Source organism: Acholeplasma equifetale ATCC 29724 (assembly GCF_000687735.1).
Lineage (GTDB): Bacteria > Bacillota_I > Bacilli_A > Acholeplasmatales > Acholeplasmataceae > Acholeplasma > Acholeplasma equifetale.
Genome location: NZ_JHXL01000001.1, coordinates 263,312 through 284,328, shown reverse-complemented (window position 1 = coordinate 284,328; position 21,017 = coordinate 263,312). Strand labels below are relative to the sequence as shown.

At 29.2% G+C, this 21,017-nt stretch carries 19 protein-coding genes and 1 other RNA gene; 14 read left to right on the top strand and 6 right to left on the bottom strand.

Translation table 11 applies throughout. The features are described 5' to 3' along the window. Nucleotides 1-28 precede the first annotated feature (28 nt). The 4 genes from T434_RS0101385 to T434_RS0101370 form a co-directional block, all read right to left on the bottom strand. Entirely contained in the window at nucleotides 29-2,809 is a 2,781-nt protein-coding gene (locus T434_RS0101385; RefSeq protein ID WP_026399583.1) for a cation-translocating P-type ATPase, read from the bottom strand. 190 nt (nucleotides 2,810-2,999) lie between these two features. After that, nucleotides 3,000-3,911 carry a pseudouridine-5'-phosphate glycosidase gene (locus T434_RS0101380; RefSeq protein ID WP_026399582.1) on the bottom strand — a complete coding sequence of 304 codons (912 nt, stop codon included), beginning with the start codon at nucleotides 3,909-3,911 and terminating at the stop codon, nucleotides 3,000-3,002. Nucleotides 3,912-3,915: 4 nt separating this feature from the next. Beyond that, the gene (locus T434_RS0101375; protein WP_026399581.1) at nucleotides 3,916-4,794 is read right to left on the bottom strand and encodes a carbohydrate kinase family protein; all 879 of its coding nucleotides are present in this window, start codon (nucleotides 4,792-4,794) and stop codon (nucleotides 3,916-3,918) included. After that, the gene (locus T434_RS0101370) at nucleotides 4,791-5,294 is read right to left on the bottom strand and encodes a peptidylprolyl isomerase (protein WP_162150588.1); all 504 of its coding nucleotides are present in this window, start codon (nucleotides 5,292-5,294) and stop codon (nucleotides 4,791-4,793) included. The genes T434_RS0101375 and T434_RS0101370 overlap by 4 nt, the downstream gene beginning before the upstream one ends. Nucleotides 5,295-5,373: 79 nt before the next feature. On the opposite strand from T434_RS0101370, the gene mvk reads away from it, so the two are divergent. From mvk to fni, 4 genes are read left to right on the top strand one after another with little or no spacing between them, the layout of a single operon-like run. Beyond that, entirely contained in the window at nucleotides 5,374-6,315 is a 942-nt protein-coding gene (mvk, locus tag T434_RS0101365; RefSeq protein WP_162150587.1) for a mevalonate kinase, read from the top strand. Continuing rightward, nucleotides 6,312-7,259, top strand: a complete 948-nt coding sequence (gene mvaD / locus T434_RS06425) for a diphosphomevalonate decarboxylase (RefSeq protein ID WP_162150586.1) — start codon at nucleotides 6,312-6,314, stop codon at nucleotides 7,257-7,259. Before mvk ends, mvaD begins: the two co-directional genes overlap by 4 nt. After that, nucleotides 7,256-8,296, top strand: a complete 1,041-nt coding sequence (locus tag T434_RS0101355; RefSeq protein ID WP_026399578.1) for a phosphomevalonate kinase — start codon at nucleotides 7,256-7,258, stop codon at nucleotides 8,294-8,296. The genes mvaD and T434_RS0101355 overlap by 4 nt, the downstream gene beginning before the upstream one ends. After that, nucleotides 8,286-9,257, top strand: a complete 972-nt coding sequence (gene fni / locus T434_RS0101350; protein WP_051614288.1) for a type 2 isopentenyl-diphosphate Delta-isomerase — start codon at nucleotides 8,286-8,288, stop codon at nucleotides 9,255-9,257. Before T434_RS0101355 ends, fni begins: the two co-directional genes overlap by 11 nt. A 42-nt stretch (nucleotides 9,258-9,299) precedes the next feature. Here fni and T434_RS0101345 read toward each other — a convergent pair whose 3' ends face one another. Together T434_RS0101345 and T434_RS0101340 are read right to left on the bottom strand one after the other, a co-directional pair. Then, the gene (locus tag T434_RS0101345) at nucleotides 9,300-9,986 is read right to left on the bottom strand and encodes a hypothetical protein (protein ID WP_026399576.1); all 687 of its coding nucleotides are present in this window, start codon (nucleotides 9,984-9,986) and stop codon (nucleotides 9,300-9,302) included. A 12-nt stretch (nucleotides 9,987-9,998) separates the two neighbouring features. Continuing rightward, on the bottom strand, nucleotides 9,999-10,370 hold the full coding sequence (locus T434_RS0101340; RefSeq protein WP_026399575.1) for a hypothetical protein: 372 nt from the start codon (nucleotides 10,368-10,370) through the stop codon (nucleotides 9,999-10,001). A gap of 103 nt (nucleotides 10,371-10,473) precedes the next feature. Here T434_RS0101340 and T434_RS0101335 point away from each other — a divergent pair, with 103 nt between their 5' ends. From T434_RS0101335 to T434_RS0101295, 10 genes are all read left to right on the top strand, one after another. Next, nucleotides 10,474-11,193 (top strand): acyl-ACP thioesterase domain-containing protein, encoded by a 720-nt coding sequence (locus T434_RS0101335; protein WP_026399574.1) that lies wholly within the window; start codon nucleotides 10,474-10,476, stop codon nucleotides 11,191-11,193. A gap of 113 nt (nucleotides 11,194-11,306) precedes the next feature. After that, nucleotides 11,307-13,478, top strand: a complete 2,172-nt coding sequence (locus T434_RS0101330; protein WP_026399573.1) for an InlB B-repeat-containing protein — start codon at nucleotides 11,307-11,309, stop codon at nucleotides 13,476-13,478. Nucleotides 13,479-13,547: 69 nt separating this feature from the next. Beyond that, complete coding sequence (locus tag T434_RS0101325) at nucleotides 13,548-13,961, top strand: hypothetical protein (protein ID WP_026399572.1); 414 nt, start codon at nucleotides 13,548-13,550, stop codon at nucleotides 13,959-13,961. 89 nt (nucleotides 13,962-14,050) lie between these two features. Continuing rightward, nucleotides 14,051-14,908 carry an ECF transporter S component gene (locus T434_RS0101320; RefSeq protein ID WP_026399571.1) on the top strand — a complete coding sequence of 286 codons (858 nt, stop codon included), beginning with the start codon at nucleotides 14,051-14,053 and terminating at the stop codon, nucleotides 14,906-14,908. Nucleotides 14,909-14,941: 33 nt separating this feature from the next. After that, on the top strand, nucleotides 14,942-15,487 hold the full coding sequence (gene thpR, locus T434_RS07375; RefSeq protein ID WP_051614287.1) for an RNA 2',3'-cyclic phosphodiesterase: 546 nt from the start codon (nucleotides 14,942-14,944) through the stop codon (nucleotides 15,485-15,487). 177 nt (nucleotides 15,488-15,664) lie between these two features. Further along, nucleotides 15,665-16,011, top strand: a transfer-messenger RNA (tmRNA) gene (ssrA, locus tag T434_RS07615). A 378-nt stretch (nucleotides 16,012-16,389) separates the two neighbouring features. Further along, nucleotides 16,390-16,590 carry a helix-turn-helix domain-containing protein gene (locus T434_RS06415; protein ID WP_035357903.1) on the top strand — a complete coding sequence of 67 codons (201 nt, stop codon included), beginning with the start codon at nucleotides 16,390-16,392 and terminating at the stop codon, nucleotides 16,588-16,590. Nucleotide 16,591: 1 nt separating this feature from the next. Further along, complete coding sequence (locus T434_RS07370) at nucleotides 16,592-18,229, top strand: site-specific DNA-methyltransferase (protein ID WP_051614286.1); 1,638 nt, start codon at nucleotides 16,592-16,594, stop codon at nucleotides 18,227-18,229. Nucleotides 18,230-18,248: 19 nt separating this feature from the next. Beyond that, entirely contained in the window at nucleotides 18,249-20,168 is a 1,920-nt protein-coding gene (locus T434_RS0101300) for a DEAD/DEAH box helicase (RefSeq protein WP_162150585.1), read from the top strand. A 10-nt stretch (nucleotides 20,169-20,178) separates the two neighbouring features. After that, the gene (locus tag T434_RS0101295) at nucleotides 20,179-20,874 is read left to right on the top strand and encodes a hypothetical protein (protein WP_026399569.1); all 696 of its coding nucleotides are present in this window, start codon (nucleotides 20,179-20,181) and stop codon (nucleotides 20,872-20,874) included. The last annotated feature ends 143 nt before the right edge of the window (nucleotides 20,875-21,017 follow it).

Genomic DNA, 21,017 nt, shown 5'->3' with positions numbered 1-21,017 from the left:
TCAATTAATTGAGTGCTTTTTTACTTTATTAGTGATTCTTTTTAACAAGACGTTCAATAAGCTTAGCGATTTCAACAATAGCTAAAGGTGCAATAGATAATCCGAAAACGACTAACCAGTCAAAGATATCCCAAGCTAATACTGAATCTACACCAAATACGTTGTTTGCAATTGGTGGAATTAAAACAGTAATCATTTGAAGTGCTAAACATCCAAAAAACGCGAAGAATAAAAATTTATTAGGTTTTAAACTGAATGTTGAATGACGAACTGAACGAACGTTAAATGCATGGAATAATTGAGAAATTGATAAAACCATGAATGTTAAAGTTTGAGCATGTCTAACAGCAGCTTCTTGTAAAGCATAACCTGTTAATTCAGGATGATTATTTAATCCGAATTGATAACCAATAAAGAAAGCTAAGAATGTAATTGTACCAATCATTATACCTTGATACGCAATTCTAAATCCTAATCCATCAGAGAAAATTGATTTTTTAGGATCTCTAGGTGGGTAATCCATGATATCTGGTTCTTTAGGTTCAAGACCAATACCAATCGCCATAAATGAATCTGTAACTAAGTTAACCCATAAAATTTGAGCTGCAGTAAGGATTGATAGTGCACCTAATTCACCAATAGCATTTTTGAAGATTAATGTACCAATTGTAACACCTAAGAAAATTGTGATAATTTCACCTACGTTACATGATAATAAGAAGTGGATTGCTTTTTTGATATTTGCAAAGATGCCACGACCTTCGGAAACAGCACCAACAATTGTTGCAAAGTTATCATCTGTAAGAATCATATCTGCAGCACCTTTGGCAACTTCAGTACCAGATATACCCATAGCAATACCAATATCAGCACGTTTAATAGATGGTGCATCATTTACACCATCACCAGTCATAGCAACAATTTTTCCGCTATTTTTCCAAGCTTCAACAATTCTTACTTTATTTTCTGGTGAAACACGAGCGTATACTCTAATATTTTCAAGTTTTGATAAGAACTCTTCATCAGACATATTATCTAATTCTTTACCAGTAATAGCTAATTGGTTAGAAGATAAGATACCAAGTTCAGTCGCGATTGCAACTGCAGTATTTTTATGATCTCCTGTAATCATAATTGTTGTAATACCGGCTTTTTTTGTTTCAATAATTGCATTTTTAACTTCAGGTCTTGCTGGATCAATCATACCTACTAAACCTAATAGAATTAAATTGTATTCTAATTCATCTTGTTCATATTCTTGATATGGATCAGTTAATTTATATACTTTATAACCTAAAGCTAAAACTCTTAATGCTTTATCAGCATAATCATTATTTTGATTTAGGAATGTTTGTTTTATTTCTGGTGTAATTGGTTCAATTTTACCATCGATAAATACGTGTGTAGAACGATCTAATAAAATATCAGGAGCACCTTTAGTGATTGATATAATTTCATCATTTATTTTATGAACGGTTGTCATTAATTTACGTTCTGAATCAAATGGAAGTTCATGTACTCTTGGATATTTATTCAAAGTGTCAATTGGGTTTAAATTGGTTGCGATTGCTAAATCTGTTAATGCGATTTCAGTTGGATCACCAATTTTAACAAATGTTTGATTTTCACTTAAATTAACTTTTGTATCATTACATAAAACACCAAAATCAATGAGTTTATGTATTGATGAATTTAAAGTTAATTCAGCTACTTTATATGAAGCACCATATAAATATACATCTGTAATTGTCATAACATTTTGTGTGAGTGTACCAGTTTTATCACTACAAATAATAGAAGTAGAACCCAATGTTTCAACTGCTGATAAGGTGCGCATAATTGCACGTTGTTTAACTAAATTTTGCATACCGAGAGCTAAAACAATTGTAATAATCGCTGGTAGACCTTCAGGTATTGCTGCAACTGCTAATGCAACAGAAGCCATAAATGCTTCAATCCAATTGATTTTAGACCAATCCATATGGTGAGCGTTTAAGTCATTGATAATTTGAATGATAAAGATAACAGCAACAATACCAAATGCGACATATGCTAAGAATTTTCCTAGTTGAGCTATTGATTTTTGAAGTGGTGTATCTTCAGATTCAGTTTCAGATAACATGGTTGCAATTTTACCAATTTCAGTATTCATACCAGTAGATGTAACGATTGCTTTACCACGTCCATAAGTAGCTACGGTACTCATAAAACCTAAGTTTACTCTATCACCTAATGCAACATCATCTTTTAAAATAGGATCACTTATCTTTTCAACTGGAACTGCTTCACCTGTTAATGCAGATTCATCACATTTTAAATTGATAGATTCAATGATACGAACATCAGCAGGTACATAATCTCCAGCTTGAAGCAATACAATATCTCCAACAACTAAATCTTCAACATCAATGTGTTTTTCTTTACCATCTCGAATAACAGTTGCATGAGGAGAAGACATTTTTTTGATAGATTCTAATGCTTTTTCAGCTTTCGCTTCTTGAGCAACTCCTAATATGGCATTAATAATAACAATTAATATAATTAAAACACCTTCAAAAATTTCTTCACTCTTACCTTCAATTATCGCAATCATAAAAGAGATGAGTGCTGCAATAATTAATACGATAACCATAAAATCTTTAAGTTGATCAAAAAACTTAAGAAATACGCTACGTTTTTTACCTTCATCAAGTTTGTTTTTTCCATTTTGATCTAAACGTTTTAATGCTTCATCTTCAGTTAAACCATTTGGTGTTGACTGTAATTCTAATAGTAATTCTTGAGAATCTTTTTGATATATGGTTTTCATATTTTCCTCCTTAATTTTTAAAAATAAAAACCCTCAAAGCCATAATGACTTTGAAGGTCTCGTTACAAGTTGTTACTTGAAAATTAACCGGGCATTAGCCGTATTGACGATTAATTTTGGCAAACTACTCCCCTTCAACTGTTTGTATTTTATCATAAGATATAAAATTAAACAATATCTTTATTATTAATTATAAATTAGCATATGATTTAGCAATTAAAGCTCCAAGTTTAGCATTATGATAGACTAGTTGAATATTAGCATCTAAACTTTCGCCTTGTGTATTTGTCTTAATGCGATCAAGTAGGAATGGTGTAATATCTTTTCCCTTAACACCTAAACGATTAGCTTCTTCGATAGCTTTTTCAATTTCTTTATTGATTTTTTCTTCTTCTAAAGAAAATACTTCAGGGATTGGATTAGCAACTAAAACCCCACCTTTTAATCCTAAGTTCCATTTTACATTCATGAGTTTTGCTATATCAAGTGGAGTATCCAAATTATAAAGAACTCTAAATGGTGAGGTACGTGTATAAAATGCTGGAAATATATCTGTTTTATAACCAATAACTTCAACACCTTTAGTTTCTAAATACTCCAATGTTAATCCTAAATCAAGAATAGATTTAGCACCAGCCGAAACAACACATACATTTTCGTTTGCTAATTCCTCTAAGTCACGAGAAATATCAAAGGTTTCTTGTGCATTACGATGAACGCCACCAATACCTCCTGTAGCAAACACTTTGATTCCTACCATTGCAGCAATTAAAATTGTTGCAGAAACAGTAGTTGCACCATGATATTTTTTACTAATGCAATAAGCTAAATCACGTTTAGAAACTTTTAAAACAGGTTTAACTTTTGCAAGTTTAGTAATTTCATCTGGAGTTAAACCCACTTTTATACGTCCATCTAAAATAGCAATAGTAGCAGGTACAACACCTTCATTTTCGATGATTTTTTCAACATTTAATGCCATTTCAACATTTTTTGGATATGGCATGCCATGAGAAATAATTGTTGATTCTAATGCAACAACAGGTTTATTATTTTTGATTGCATCTAACACTTTAGGATGAATATCTATGTATTGATTCATATGTTTACTCCTTTATTAAAGAATTTAGTTTTTCAGGATATATATTTCTAAAAACTGGATCATAAGTTTGTAGCGTGAGTTGTGCTAAGATAGTTCCTGTTTTAAGTGGATCTAAACCATTTAGTTCTCCATATATTGCACCTGCAAAGAATGCATCTCCGGCACCAGTAACATTTTTCACTTTCTCATCTAATGTTTTTTGATAGAAATTTATACCTTGATTAGAAAAATGTAATGCACCATCTTTACCTAATGTTAAGTAAACAGATTTTATACCTTGATCAAGTAATGATTGTCCCATTTCAAATGGACTTTTAAGTTTGGTTAATGTTTCCGCTTCCAAAGTATTTAAGTTAAGTGTATGGATTTGTGGAATATAAGGTAAGAACTTAAGTGCTTTAGCACTACTTACTAAGTTAACATAAATTGGTATGTGAGAAAAATTATCAAAAATAAATTTAAGTGCTTCATCACTTAAGTTTGCATCTAATATGATCATAGAAGCAGTTTCAAAAGTTCTTTGGTTTTTTGATAAATATTCTTTATCGAGTTTTGTAATAATATCCGTATCATTGATTCCAATGATTAACTCACCATTTTTATCATGAACTGCAAGATAAGTTGATGAAAACTCAACGGTTGGATATAAAAGTTTTAAATCTATAGATTTTGCCATAGAAATAAAATCATTGGCATCTTCACCTAATACCGTTATTAAAGTTGTCGGGAGTTTAAGTCGCGCTAAGTTTTCTGCAACGTTTTTTGCAACTCCACCCCAAGAGCGTTTAAGTTCTCCAGGGTTTGATTCATATAATATTGCTTGATTATATGAATGTGCAAGTATATCAATGTTTGTACATCCTACAACAACTATTTTTTTCATAAGTACTCAACTTCTTTAATTTGGTAATCTTTATCTAGTATTTCAACAGTTTCTATAATTACATCTTCAAAAGGTTGATCAAATTGGTCTGTTTTTACATTTGCTATTTTATCAACTATTTCAAATCCTTCGATAACTTTACCAAATGCAGCATAATTTCCATCTAAATGAGGTGCTGATTTATGCATGATAAAGAATTGTGAAGTAGCAGAGTTTGGCATCATTGTACGTGCCATAGAAATAACTCCTGGTTCATGTTTTAAATCATTTTTAAAACCATTTGAAGCAAATTCTCCTTTGATTGGTTTTAAATTTTTATGAGTTCCACCACCTTGAATCATAAATCCTTTAATGACTCGATGAAAGATTAAGCCATTATATAAGTTTTCATTTACATAAGTTAAAAAATTAGCAACAGTATTTGGTGCAACTTCAGGATATAATTCTAGAAGAATTTCACCATAGTTTTTAATTTTCATTGATACTTGTATTTTGCTCATTGTTTAATAATCCTTTCGACTTTGGCTATTATCATTGTATCATATTATGATATAATGATATAGGAAAGTGAGTAATTGTATGAACAATTTTGGACAGGGAATAGCAACAGGCAAAATCATATTAATGGGTGAACATTCCGTTGTATATGGAAAACCTGCGATTGCATTACCATTTAATCAAGTTCAGATATCTGTAAAAATTTATAAAACTGATCGCCCAATTACAATATCTTCATATTATCATAATGGTTTATTAGACGAAGCACCTAAAGAGTTGTTTGGCATTAAACAGTTAATTCAAATTGTCATGGTTTATTTAAAACAACCATTTTTTGGTATTCATGTTGATATTGAATCAAATGTTCCTGTTCAAAGAGGGTTGGGATCATCAGCTGCTGTATCCATTGCAGTTGTAAGATCTTTATTTGATGCATTTGATGTGGAATTAACTCAAGAAAAACTTAATTATTTTGTAGATATTGCTGAGCAAATTCATCATGAAAATCCATCTGGATTAGATGCAATGACGATTACTTCAGGAAAAGCTTTATTTTTCCAAAAAGATTTAGGACAAAGTGTCATTTCACTAAAAATGGATGCTGTGTTAGTTGTTGCTGATACAGGTAAAAAAGGATTAACTAAAGAAGCTGTTAGTGAGGTAAGAAAACTATGGCAAGATAATCCTACAGTTGTTAATCCAATATTAGATAGATTAGAAGAATTAACAAAGAATGTTAAAAACTTTTTAGAAAACAATGAAGTCATTCGATTAGGATTAGCTATGACAGAAGCACATCAATTATTGAAACTAATGAATGTTTCTGATGAAAAATTAGAAAAGTTTGTTGATTTAAGTCTAAAAAATGGTGCATTAGGTGCCAAATTAACAGGAGGCGGTCGTGGCGGATGTATGATTGCACTTGTTAAAAATATTGATGATGCAATTAAGTTATCTGATTTATTAAGAAATAATGGCGCCGTTTCTACATGGTTTTATGATTTAAAGGAAATTATTACATGAAAAAAACAGCTAGAAGTCATATAAATATCGCATTAATTAAATACTGGGGAAAAAAGGATAAAACTTTAAACTTACCCTTAACATCAAGTGTTTCATTAACACTTGATCAATTTTATACAACAACAACAGTTGAATATAAAAAAGGACTTACTGAAGACCATTTATATATTGATGGACGTTTTATTACAGGGGATGAATTAAAACGTGTATCAAATTTTATGGATGAAATACGAAAAAGATATAACATTCCATATTATGCTTTAATCGATTCATATAACTATGTACCAAAAAAAGCAGGTATAGCTTCAAGCTCTAGTGCATTTAGTGCTTTAGCATTGGCAGCAACAGAAGCTTTTGGTGTCCATCTAAGTCAAAAAGAATTATCGAGTTTAGCTAGACTTGGTTCAGGATCTGCCTCAAGATCAATTATTTCTGGGTTTGCTATATGGCATGAAGGTGATAGCCATGAATCTAGTTATGCAGAATCGTTTTATGATTATAATGATGTTGCAGTAATAATTGCATTTGTTGATAAAAACGAGAAAAAAGTTGGTTCAAGAGATGCGATGAATATATTAACTGACTTTCCTGAACTAAAAAACGAATGGATTACATTAACTAACGATCATTTAGAACGGATTAAGTTAGGTTTTATAAATCAAGATTTTAATATAATTGGAACAACACTTGAAAGTCATGCAATTAAAATGCATGAGTTAATTGAAAAAACAGGTATAACATATTTAACAGATAAAAGTCGTGAAATTATTCAATATACACATGCACTAAGAGAAAAAGGTTATCCTGTTTATGTATCAATGGATGCAGGACCGAATGTAAAAATATTTACGAAAAAATCAAGTATCAAGGATGTTTTACCGCTTTATCAAAAAATAACAGAAGTCGTGGTTTGTAATAAAGGTAAAGGAGCATATTTAATATGATGCAACTTCAAGTACCAGGTAAATTATTTATTATTGGTGAATATTCAATATTAAAACCAGGCAATGAAGCAATTTTGGTTGCTGTCGATAGATTTATTAAAGTTCAAATTCAAGAATCAAAAGTCTATGAATTCGAATCAGAATATGGACATTTCAAATGGATGTTATCTGATGGATTGCCTGTTGTAATGTATGACACGATGAAACATGTTAAAGCAGCTATACATATATCACACACTTATTTAAAACATTTAAATATTGAACCTAAAATATATAAAATTAACTTACGAAGTGAACTCATGAATGAAAAAAATCAAAAATATGGTTTAGGCTCATCAGGTGCTGTAATTGTAGCAGTTATCAAAGCCATCCTTAAATATCATGGACTAGAACTTAAATCGCTTGATATATTTAAATTAAGTGTATTAGCTCAAATTGAAGTCAACGATGTTACATCTGGTGGTGAATTAGCTGCAAGTATTTATGGGGGATGGATTTTATATCAAAGATATGATTTGATATGGGTATTAAACCATAAAGGAAAAATTGATGAGTTAATGAATTTAGAATGGCCATTACTAAAGATAGAAAAATTACCAAAACCTAATTTTGATTTAGCTGTTTGTTATAGTGGTATATCAAAAATAACTAATGAATATACAGATAAAATTACAGAATTTTCATCAAGTCCTTGGTATTCAAACTTTTTAAATAAAACACATATTATTGTTGCTCAATTTAAAGAAGCATTTGTTAGAAACGATTATGCAAGTATTAAACTTTACACAAACTTTTATAGAGAAGCTTTATTAGAATTAGAAAACGAAGCAGGTATAATTATAGAATCTGAACCGTTTAAACATATGATTGAATCTGCAAACAAACTTGGTTATGTTGCAAAAACATCTGGTGCAGGATTTGGTGACTGTGGATTTGCATTAGTTCATGATAAAGAAAATCTCAATCAGTTATTCGAAACATGGAAAAATAAAAATCTTGAACCTTTAAATTTAAAGGTATGGAGTTATGATGAATAGAAAAGATGAACATATTGCGATTGCAATGAATCAAAAAACTAAATCAAATGCATTTGATAGAATTTGTTTAGAATCAAATGATTTATCAGGACTTAAATTAAGTGATATTGATTTACGCACATCCTTTTTAGGATATAAAATTCCATATCCTATTTATGTCAATGCAATGACAGGGGGTACTGATAAAGCATATGAGATTAATAAGTATCTTGCTAAATTAGCTCAGTATTTTGATATACCAATGATTTCAGGAAGTCAATCTATTGCATTAAAAGATGAATCAAAAAAAGAGTCATTTGAAGTAATTAGAAAATATCATCATGGTATTTTATTAGCAAATATTAATCCAAATTATGGATTAAAAGATGCTAAACGAGCAATAAATATGATTCAAGCAAATGGTTTATCTATCCATTTAAATACGATACAAGAGCTTATTATGCCAGAAGGTGATCGAGATTTCAGTATGTGGAAAGAAAATATTGATGAGATTAATCAAAATCTTGATTTACCACTTTTAGTCAAACATGTCGGTATAGGCATGAGCCAAAAAACAATTGAGATATTAAAATCAATTGGAATTAAGTATATTGATGTATCTGGAAGTGGTGGAACATCATTTATTGATATTGAATCAACACGTGCAAATAAAAATTATAACTATCTTAAAGATTTTGAAATCGATACAGCAACAATTCTTTTAGATTTAATAAATGAGAAAGAACTAGAAATCTATGCTTCTGGTGGTATAAGAAATCCATTAGATGTTATTAAGGCTTTAGTACTTGGTGCCAAAGCAGTAGGTTTATCTAAATGGTTCTTAGACTTAACAAAATTACCATTTGAAGAATCTATTAAAGCTGTTGAAGATTTCATCTTAGTCTTAAAAAAAATCATGATTATTATTGGTGCAAAAAATATTAGTGAATTGAAAAATGTTCGTTTTGAAGTGAACTTATAAAAAAACTCAGTCAATTTTAAGGACTGAGTTTTTTTATATTCATTAAACTTTAAGTTTTTTAAACATATTTATAAATAATACGACAAAAATAATTGCATATAATACGACTAATACATAATTTAACCAACTATCTGCAAAGTTTGGTGAATGGACTATAACATTTATATTAAAAATTAGTTCTCTTTGGGCAGCTGCTGTTGCAACAATGAATGCAACAGCTTTAGAACCCAATAATAGTGCTACTAAAATTGGGAAAGCTAGAACCATCATTGAACCAACACCATTAAAGACGTAGGAAATTGCAAATAATGCAATAATTGAATATATTTCAGTTAATTTGAATGAAGCAGAAGATATATTTGTAAATAAGCATTCTGCTGAAATAACGAATACTAAATAGATTACAGTTAATATTTGAATATATGTGCGTATATTTGAAAAATCAAAAGTACCAGTTGATAAATTATTTATAAATTGAGAAATGACATTACCGAAAATAATCATTGCAAGAATATGTGCTAATAATACTTTGTTACGTACTTGGCTCCAAAGCATTGCAAAAACAATTAATATTGCATAGATTAAAGCGCTTATTGCAGTTAGATTAAAATTATGAAGCTCATAAATATATGAATCAAAGCTTACATAAAGTATACATAAGAGAATTAAAACTAATAATCCACCGATTGAATGTGTAAAACTATGAATTGATTTCAAAAAATTTTTCAAATTACTTCCTCCTTAAATTACTTTATCTTTTTTCTTTTTCTTTTTGGATGGGAAAAATATTTTCCAAGGAATAATATTAACAATTACCAATGCTAAAGCATAATAGTAATATGGAATTTTGACATTTTTTTGAGTTAGAGAATTATCAGGAGTTATTGTTGTTGGTACTAAATGTATTTTATCTCCGTCATAATGTATTAATACATAGATTTTAGCTTCACCAAGCTCAACTTCATAATATTCTGATGCAGTAACATTAGGTTCAGTAAATGAAATAATGCGCATTGGAATTACTTGAATAAAAAAATAATCTAATGCAAACAATGCTAATACTAATAATGATAATATGAAGCGATTAATGAATAGTCGATATAGTAAACGCATGCTTTCCCTTCTTTCTATTGATATACTATCACAAAATTTTTAAATTGGATACATTATTTGAAAGTTTTTAATTTAACTCGTATAATACATTTGAGGTATGTTTATGTATATTGACAAAAGAAAAGTAGAAGCATCATCTATTGGGCATCAAAATATTGTAAGAATTAAGGACTTAGTTGATTATATTCAAGATGTTGAGGCAAACCATATTGATGGTTTAACTGAACTATCACATGAAGCAAAAACTTATAATATGGCAATCGTTTTAACATATCGGTTTTTAAAAATTAACTATTGGCCAAAATATAAAGAACAACTCATACTAAAAACTTATCCATACGAAACTAAACCATTTTATGGTTATCGTAATACAATTGTTTATGATGAACATGAAAGGCCAGTTGTTGAATCCTATTGTGTTGGATTTTTTATGAATCTAGATACTTATCGACCACATCGTATTTCTGAACAAACGTTAAAAAGTATTGGACAATATGATAAATATGATATGCAATATTTTGGTCGAAAAATTATTGAACCTAAAAATTTAAAATTGATAAAAGAAGTAAATGATGTAGTTTTAATATCTGATTTAGATTATTATCAGCATATGAATAATGCCATCTATGTATTGAAGGCATCTAATCATATACCGCAAAACTTTATATATCAATATTTAATTTGTGAGTATCTTGATGCATATATGCTCAATGACACAATTCACATTAAAGTTTATGAATCAAGTCAAGGATATTATGTAAATTTTTATGATAAAAAACAAACTTTAAAAGCTAAAATCGCGTTTTTAAAAGAGATTTCATAAAAATCGTTAAATATGTAAATATCGTTTGAATTGTTTTACAATAGTGGAAATGTATATAAAGATTAGAATTATCTAATCTTTTTTTGATATAATGGCAATGAGGTTAAGTGAAAATGAAGAAAATATTAAGTTTATTATTTTTAGTATTCATATCATTAGGTATGGTAAGTTGTAAAGATACAGAAACTTTGACTTTTGAAGTACCTGAGACAATGGAATACTATATTGGTGATGAAAGACCAGATTATTATGATCATGTTATAGCTAAAACGTCGATTGGAACAGATCTAATAAATGTTGTAGAAATTAATGATCAATATGTCAATTATTCAGAAATTGGAACATATACAATATTTGTAACGGTTACTTTTCAAGGAGAAAAATATCAAAAATTTATTAAAGTAAATGTAAAAGAAAAATCAATTGAGTATGTCAAAATTACTTTAATGTTGGAAGATGTTTTAATTAAAACATTTGAAATTCAAAAAAACAGTTTATTATCAGAACCAACACATGATGAAATTAAAGATAAACAATTTATTGGTTGGTCACTAGATAAAGAAGGTAAAAATTTATTTGATTTTTCAAAAATTGTTCTTGAAGATTTAACACTATACGCTCAATATGTAGATATTGTTTATGAATATATCAAAATTACTTTTGATGCATTAAATGATTCAGATCCTTATATTGTAAGTGTTAAAAAGGGTGAAAAAGTTTTAGAGCCTGAAAAACCAACATTTGAAGGATATACATTTGTTGGATGGTATATCGACAGTAATTTAACTCATAAATTTGATTTTGAAACTCAAATTTATGAGGATATTACACTATATGCAAAATATAGATTGATTTTAAATGAGCAAGTTGAACTCAATTTTTATTATATGAATGATATGCATGGATCATTACTAAATAATCCAAGTGAACTTCATATTGGTTTAGCCCGAATTGCAAATGTTGTACTCACTGAAAAAGAAAATAATCCTGATCAAACAATATTTATCACTGGTGGAGATATGTTGCAAGGTGATATCATTTCTAATTATTTTTGGGGTGCAAATGTGATTGAAATGTTAAATGCTATGTACCTAGATGCATATGTCATTGGTAATCATGAATTTGACTGGGGAATTGATAAAGTTTTACAATATTTTAATGGTACACATGAAGTTCAAGCTAATTATCCAATTTTAGGAGCAAATGTATATTCAAAAGCAACCAACCAAATGGTAGAAGGCTTTGAACCATATACGATTATTGAAAGAAATGGTATTAGAATAGGTATCATTGGTACAATGGGTTATGGTCTAGAATCATCTATTTCGTTTACTAGAGTGAATGATTATCGCTTTGCAAACCCAATTGAAATTACAGAATCTTATGCGAAACATTTAAGACAATATGAAGATGTAGACATTGTTGTTGCAGTAAATCATCAAGATGATACGTCATATAATGATAAAGTAGCAGCATTTACTGGATTAAGCAAAGTAGACATTATATTTAATGGACACACACATTATTATTATGTAAGACAAAAAACAAGATCAAATGCAGCACCAATTCATATTGTTCAATCTGCATCAAATAGTCGTTATTTAGGACATGTTACATTAACATATCGTTCTGACTCAGGTGTTGTTTCAAGTCAAGCTGAAAATATTGGATATTATGATAATCGCGTAAAATATGAACATCCAGTCATTCAAGCTATGATAGAATCTTCAATAAATGAGATTAGTGATTTATATGAACCTATATTAAAATCAGGTGAATATGTTTCAAAAAGTGATTATGCGGTTTATATTGCAAAACTGATGACTCAATATACAAACAGTGATGTAGGATTTCATAATAACGGTGGTACAAGAGCAGATATTGATAATGGCGAAGATTTATCTTATGCTAAGATGTTCCAAATCTCACCTTTTAACAATACAGTTGTAAGTGTAATGATGTCAGGAAGAGATTTATTAAATCAACTTAGTCGTAATTCATATTACATGAGACCAGGTCTTACTAAAAATTCGATTAATGTAAATCAAATGTATAAAGTTGTCACAAATGATTACATTTTTGGAAATAATAATGCATTTAAAAACGCATCAGCAATTGAATATTATAATGTTGAAGTTATGGAATTAACATACTGGGCATTACTATACTTAAAAGAGCAAGGTTACACAACCTGGAGACGCGATTTAGAAATTGATTTTTCAAGTATTCATCAAGTTTCTATAAGTCATTTATCATATCATTCATTTGAAAGAATTTATGCATAATTTAATTAAAATATCACAGGCGACTGTGATATTTTTTATTTTTTGTTAAAATAAACATAAGTGGTGAATATGAAAAAAATATTAAATAAAAATATTAATTTAGATGAATATCTTATAAAAAAATATAATCAATTAAATATTAATCAAATCTTAGATTGGATTAAATCTTTTTTTAGTGAACTTGATACGCATATCTTGAATAAAGAGATTGATATATTTTTAAAAGAATTTAACGATTTTATTAAGAATAATTCATTGAAGAAAAAATATGAAGAAAAATATTTAGTTAAATCTAAAATAAGTGAACCTAAGATGAATAACTTATATAAAAGTTTTAGATGTGCATTTAAAGTCATTAATGATAAAAAATATGGTCTTTTATCTATGAATTATATATTAAAATATATACAATATGAGACTAAATCAGTAGATATTACGTTAAGTGCACGTTTATTACAAATTCAACTTATTGAAAAATATTAATGTATTTTAAATATATTTATTGAGATGATTATGTTATAATTGACGTGTCTTATGGGACCAGATAACTGGCCTAAAAAGGAGAGTATAACATGAAACAAAATCAAATATTTCAACTTGTTTTAACAAGTACATTTGTTGCCATCATTTTATTAATGTCATTAATTCCACAGCTTGGATTTGTTACATTTCTTCCAGGGGTTGCGGTTACTTTAGTGCACATTCCTACAATGATTGGTATTTTTATTTTAAAACCCCGTTATGGTTTTATTTTGGGTGTTGTTTTTGGAATTGGATCACTCATGGCATCTTATATGTATGCAGCTACAGCATTTGATTTAGCATTCCAAAATCCATTAGTTTCAGTGCTTCCAAGAGCTTTATTTGGTTTAGCTGCTTGGACTGTTTATCAAGGATTTTTAGCTTTATCTAAATTATCATATGGAAAATACATTTTATTTGGATTAGTTAGTTTAATTACAATTTTTGCAGTTTATTTTGGATCATTAGAAATTACGAAGAATGCAATTTGGAATGAATATAATACTGCAGTTTTAGATGAAACAGTATCAGAAGAAACATTAGTAGAGTTATATGAAAATGCATCAACAACTGAAAATAATGTATTAAAGATTGTAATTCCTATATCACTTGTCATCATTGCATTATTTATTACAGGTTATTACTATTTAGTTTCAAACCAAAATTATAAAGATCTAGCAGTAAGTTCTAGTTTTATTGTAGGAACATTAATTCATACTGTATTGGTATTAGCATCAGTGATTCTTTTTGCAGATGCGTTTAAGATGGCATTTGGTGATGCTGTCACTTTAATTTATGGTATTGCTGCAAGTAATGGATTAATTGAAGCATTGACTGCGGTTGCAATTGGCACACCTATCTATATTACTTTAAATCGTTTACCTATGGTTCAAGAACGATTAAGATAATATTGAATTCTTTATTAAGAAAGAAAGAATTTTATGAGAGCTTTCATTGGTATACCTTTTAGTGATGATGCAATCGATATGATTGATGATATAAAAAATCAAATAGTAAAGCATACTACAAAAAGTCGAACAACACTTAAAAAGAATTACCACTTAACTTTGCTTTTTCTAGGTGAAATTGATTTAGTTGAACAAAGATTAATCGAACAAGAATTAAAGTTTATAGAAAATATAAGTGCTTTTAATTTAACAATTAATCACTTAGGATCATTTGATAGAAATCATGAGAAAATCGTTTGGCTTGGAATAGAAGAAAGCGAGCCATTAAAAAAACTTCAAAAACGTATTGTTGAAAAGATAAATAATATGGGATATAAATTTCCAAATCATTTTAAAGCACATATTACGCTTTCAAGAGAAACAGTATTTCATGAGTCGTTTCATTTAGATTCCATTAAAGTAGAACCTAAAAACGTCATTATTGATAAAGTTCATTTATATGAAAGTCATCGTGTAAATAATGAATTGACTTATACACCAATTAAGACTTATAGTTTAAGAAGTAAAGTACAAATATAAAAAAATGATTTAAATAAATACTTAAAAAAACCAGAATGATATATTAGTTTCTGGTTTTTTAAACTCTTAACACGGAAGTTTTTAAACATATGGTATATAAAAATTTAAGATTAAATTAAATCATATTATTTTTATTTCTTGTATTTTTTTTACTATTCATATATAATAAGAGCGCTCGGGGCTGTTTATGGATTCGCCGGGGTTTAGAAGATTTTGTATGCATGTACTGGTTGCGCAGTATAAAACGCCGAGGATTAAATATCCGGAAACCAAACATTTGCTTACGCTGCTTAATATAATATAGCGCGTGGTCCCCAATAGTGTGCTTGCCGCTATTGGCTGACCTCAGTTGGCAAGCTATATTCATAAATATGTCTAGGTTTATGAATGAATTATTACTAGACTCGTACTTATTAATTTTGTCTATTTACTAGATAAGTACTAAATTATTAAATAGACTAAACATGTAGACTACATTATTGGAAGAATCTCGTACATGGGTTCAAATCCCATCAGCTCCACCATAAAAGAACTAGAATTGTGATACGAGAAATCTGTCACAATTTTTTTGTTTTTAGGGCTAAAATGGCCAAAATAGCAGGGTTCGATACCGCTTAATAGGGGATTTGCCTTATTTTTAGTGTCATTTTTAACAATATAAACCAAATCATCAATTAAGAGGGTTGCAATTCCAAATGCTCAAAATGCTAGGGGGTTGCATTTTTTTATGCCAAAAATAGAGGGGGTTGCATCGTAAAAGGTAGGGGGTTGCAAAATTTAGGCCTATTTTTAGAGGGATTTCCATTTTGAAAATGAGAAAATGGTTTTAAACAATAGATAATAATGATTAAAGATGATATAATTTGATTTAGAATGCAATTCGATTAAATGGAGGAATAATAATGGAAAAGGATTATGCAAAAGCATTACTCGAATTAAGATCAGTATTAAATATTTCTCAAACTGAAATGGCTGATATTTTGAGCGTTTCCTATCCATCGGTAAATAGGTGGGAAAACGGCCGAGCTATTCCTATAAAGATAGTTCGAATCAGAATTGAGAAACTTTGCAAAGAAAACAATATAGTTGTAGAGGAGAAATAATATGGCAAATTACATTGAAAACAAAACGGTTAAAAACTTAATTGCAGACTTAGAAAAAAGAGTGGAAGAACATATACTAGAACCAAACAATTTGGAATTTTTAAAAAAATTATTATCTAAAGCCGAATCAGAGGATGAAGCAATTTCTATATGTAAACTTGGAACAACATTTTATAAGACAGGATTAATTTTTGATAAAAAGCTTGAAGTCCCTTCAGATGGCATTTATATTTTTAACAAAAATGAAAAATTATCTTTTGATGGAAACGGGACAAAAAACAAGCTTATCATAGGTGATAATTATTATGCGTTATTAAATTTACTTGTCGAGTATAGAGGAAAAATAGATGTTATTTACATTGATCCTCCATATGGAGCAAACGATTTAGGTGAGTTTGCACATACAAATTATGAAAACCAAATAAACAGAGATAATCTGTTAAGTATGTTGCAATCCAGACTAATGATTGCATTACAATTATTATCAGATACTGGTGTAATTTTCTGCAGTATAGATGATAAAAATTATGCTTACATCAAATGCTTGTTTGATGAGGTTTTTGGAGAAAGAAATTATCTTGCCACTTTTCATTGGATGAAAACTGCAACGCCACCTAGCTTATCTCCAAATGTAAGAAAAAAGTTTGAATATGTTTTATGCTATAAAAAATATCAGATGGATGGTGGACTATCTGGTGGAGTTGTATCTGGTGGAGATATGCCTCTGTTAAATGATGGTAATAGAGTAATTAGTGTGGTAGTTCCAAAAGAAAATATAATTTGTAAGATTCCAGATGGTGTTTATCCTGCAGGACAATATGATAGAGTGGAATTGGAAGAAAGTTTCGCAGTGAGAGAAGGCATGCCTGTTGATGATTTACACATAAAAGGACCTATGAAATGGACACAAGAGACAATTCTTAAAGAAGCCTCTAAGGGAACAGCTTTCTATATTAAAAGTACAAAATTTGCTATAAGATATGCAAGATCTGGAGATCGTATCAAAACTCCTTCGAATATAATTTCTAAAGATGAATGTGGTGTTGGCACAAATGAAGAAGCCACTAAGGAATTAGATTCAATTTTTGGTAAAAAAATGTTTGATTTCCCTAAACCATCATCATTGATTGAATATTTGGTAAACATGCGAACTTATGATAAAAAAGACGCTGTAGTATTAGACTTTTTTGCTGGATCAGGGACTACTGGTCAAGCTGTTATGAACTTAAACAGAAAAGATGGTGGAAATAGAAGTTTTATTTTAGTGCAACTTCCTGAAACTTTGGCAACTGATACAAAGAGCGATACAGTAAAAAATCAAATTGAATTACTTGATTCATATGGATTGCCACATAATTTAGCATACATTACCGCAGATAGATTACGTAGAGTAATAAAAGGCGAAGGATATGATGGCAGAAATAATTATGATTGGATTAAAAAGAATAAAAAATTTGATGGCTCTTTAGAAGTTCTTGAAATGACTGAATATTCAATTTATGATCACTCGATTTTTGATAAAATTGATGAAACTCTATATGGTCATGAAAAATTCAATAATATTAAGGAAAAAATTGAATGGGTTTGTACAAATTTTGAAAAAGTAGCGAGGAAACTAAAAGATGCTTCAAGAAATTAAAGAATTACAACGAAATGCCGTGACTGCACTTCAAAATAAGATAATTAATCAAAGAGAAACCACATTCAAAGCTCCAACAGGCTCTGGAAAAACATACATGATGGCAGATTTAATGAATAGATTTCTAGCCAATCCAGATGTTGTTTTCATAGTCAGTACTTTATCTAAAGCTGGATTAGGTAAGCAAAATTATGATAAATTTATTGAGTATCAATATTCATTTCCAAATATAAGACCATATTTAATAAATAGCGATTTTGCTGAAGATGAAAAAGTTTATATACCAGATACATACAATGTTTATGTATTGCCACGTGATTTATACAAGGATAAAGCCAGAATAAAAACAAGTGGAGCACTATCTAATTTGCTTATAACTTTAAGATGGAATGGAAAACTTGTATATTTAATTAAAGATGAATGTCATATAGCAACAAGTAATTTGGATGAACTTAATGATCAGTTTACAAAAATAATAAATTTTTCAGCAACTCCTAAGTTTAAACCAGATGTAGAGATTACTAATGAAGAGGCAGTTAATGCTAAATTGATTAAGCGATTGGCAGAGGAATCAAAAGATGGTGATATTTTTACAGTAGATCCAGATGCGTCAGTTGAGGAGGCTATTGAGAAATTTCAACAAGTTAAAACAGAGTATATTAATAAATTGAAAGTAAATCCTTGCTTGATTATTCAGATTTCTAATAAAGATAAGGCTGAAGAAGAATGGGCAAGAATAAAGAAAATTGTTACGGATCCAGCTAAAAACCTAAAGTGGATGTATATCGTTGATGATAATAATGGGAAAGGCTGCGATACGAATGACAGTGTAAAGAAACTTCCTGTTAATAGATGGAAGGATTATGTTAAGAACAATGAATCTCTAATTGATATAATAGTTTTTAAGATGGTGATAACAGAAGGATGGGATATTCCTCGTGCGTGTATGTTATACCAGGTAAGAGATTCAAAAAGTAAGCAAATGGATGAGCAGGTTGTTGGACGAGTTAGAAGAAATCCAATTCTTGTTGATTGGGAAAAATTTGATGAAGAAGCTCATGAATTAGCATTGACATGCTGGGTTTGGGGACTTGTTGATGGCAACATGCGAAAGTTTAAAAAAGTTAACAGAATTGACGAAAGAAATATTGAAGTTAAAACTACAAAATTAGGAACTTTATCAAAGAATAGTTCATTTAACGTTAAGAAATATATTGAATCAAAGGTTGTTAATACAAATACAACATCCGTTTTTGAATTATATAGAAAGTGGGATAAAATTAGCCCAGAAACAAATTCTCTATGCTGGAATGAAATTAAAACGTACGATGATTGGCTAAAAATATCCAACTTCGTTTCAGAAATTGATATTGAGAATAATTCGTTTATGGCAGACTATGAGCGTTCGATGGAACTTGATGATGTTGCAACTTTCCCTAAAACAAGCTATTTTGAAATCACAGGAAATACGACAGAAATTAGCGACTGGGCTTGGAAATTAAATGATGAATCAGATGAGGATTATGATTTTGATTCTGAGGCGGAAAAAGAATTTGCAAAAATTCTAAAAAAATTAGGTACTTCGTATTGGGGTAAAAACTATTATCCTAACTCAACAATAAAATTTGAGTATGTTTTACATACAAAGCATAGCTCATATCCAGATTTTATTTTGAAAGATAAAAATGGCGATACTCATATTATTGAAGTTAAAAGCGTTAATAGTGGTTTTGGCTATTCGATAGATGAAACTGAATATAAGGATAAAATTGATGCTTTAAGGAAAATGTTTTTACATGCGTCTAGAATAACAAATCAATACTTTTATCTTCCTATAAAATCAAATGCTGATTGGGTTATCTATAAGTCTTTTAACGGTATAGAAGAAGTATTGAATAAAGACACTTTTATTACTTTTATAAGAAGCTGCTGTGAGTGAGGTGATATGAATGAAAGATTTTGAATTCAAGTTAACTAAAGAATTACAGCAAGCTGCAGTTAATTTTGAAAATTTTAGAGCTGATTGTAAAAATTATTTAAGGAGAGTAGGCTTATGTTATGATAAGTTTACTGTTGTAGCTCACGATTCATATGTTGGATTTATTACTGAAATATACATTCGTGAATTAATCGAATGGAAATTTGGTGATCGAGGTTTTATTACGCGTACATGGAGTGATAACTTTGATTTAGATGAAATTAATCGAATTGTTTATTCAAATGATTATTCAGAAAAAAGTAGTCAATTAGTAGCTGAATATTTTTATGATCCATATGATATAGAAATAATTAATGGTAATAGAAGGGTATTTATTGATGTAAAAACTGCATTAACAAAGTTAACACCATCTTTAAGTTGGGATTTTATGTATCCTGTGGTTCAAGCAAATAAAGATGGAAAGGATTATATGGTTTTAGTCTATTTCATAACTAATGATGGGAAAGCATATAGTGAATTAAAGCAAATTGATATTATTGGTTTTACTAATGAAACATCTATTAGAAAATGCAATGTAATCAAAAAAGGAAGTTATACAAGATTTGGTACTCAAAGCCTGACAGATAACTACGAAACAAGTCTATCAAGAGATTATAGTTCTTTTGAGGAATTGTTCGATAATTTTGATGTTTATTCACACTTATAATTTTTTGTTAGGAGATATGTTATTGCAATAGGAAAATTAAAAGAAGTTGAATTAAGAGATATTTGGAAACATGAAGAATACGATTTTTCTAAATGGCTAGCTAAAGAAGAAATATTTCGGATCTTGGTGAGATTCTTGGCCTT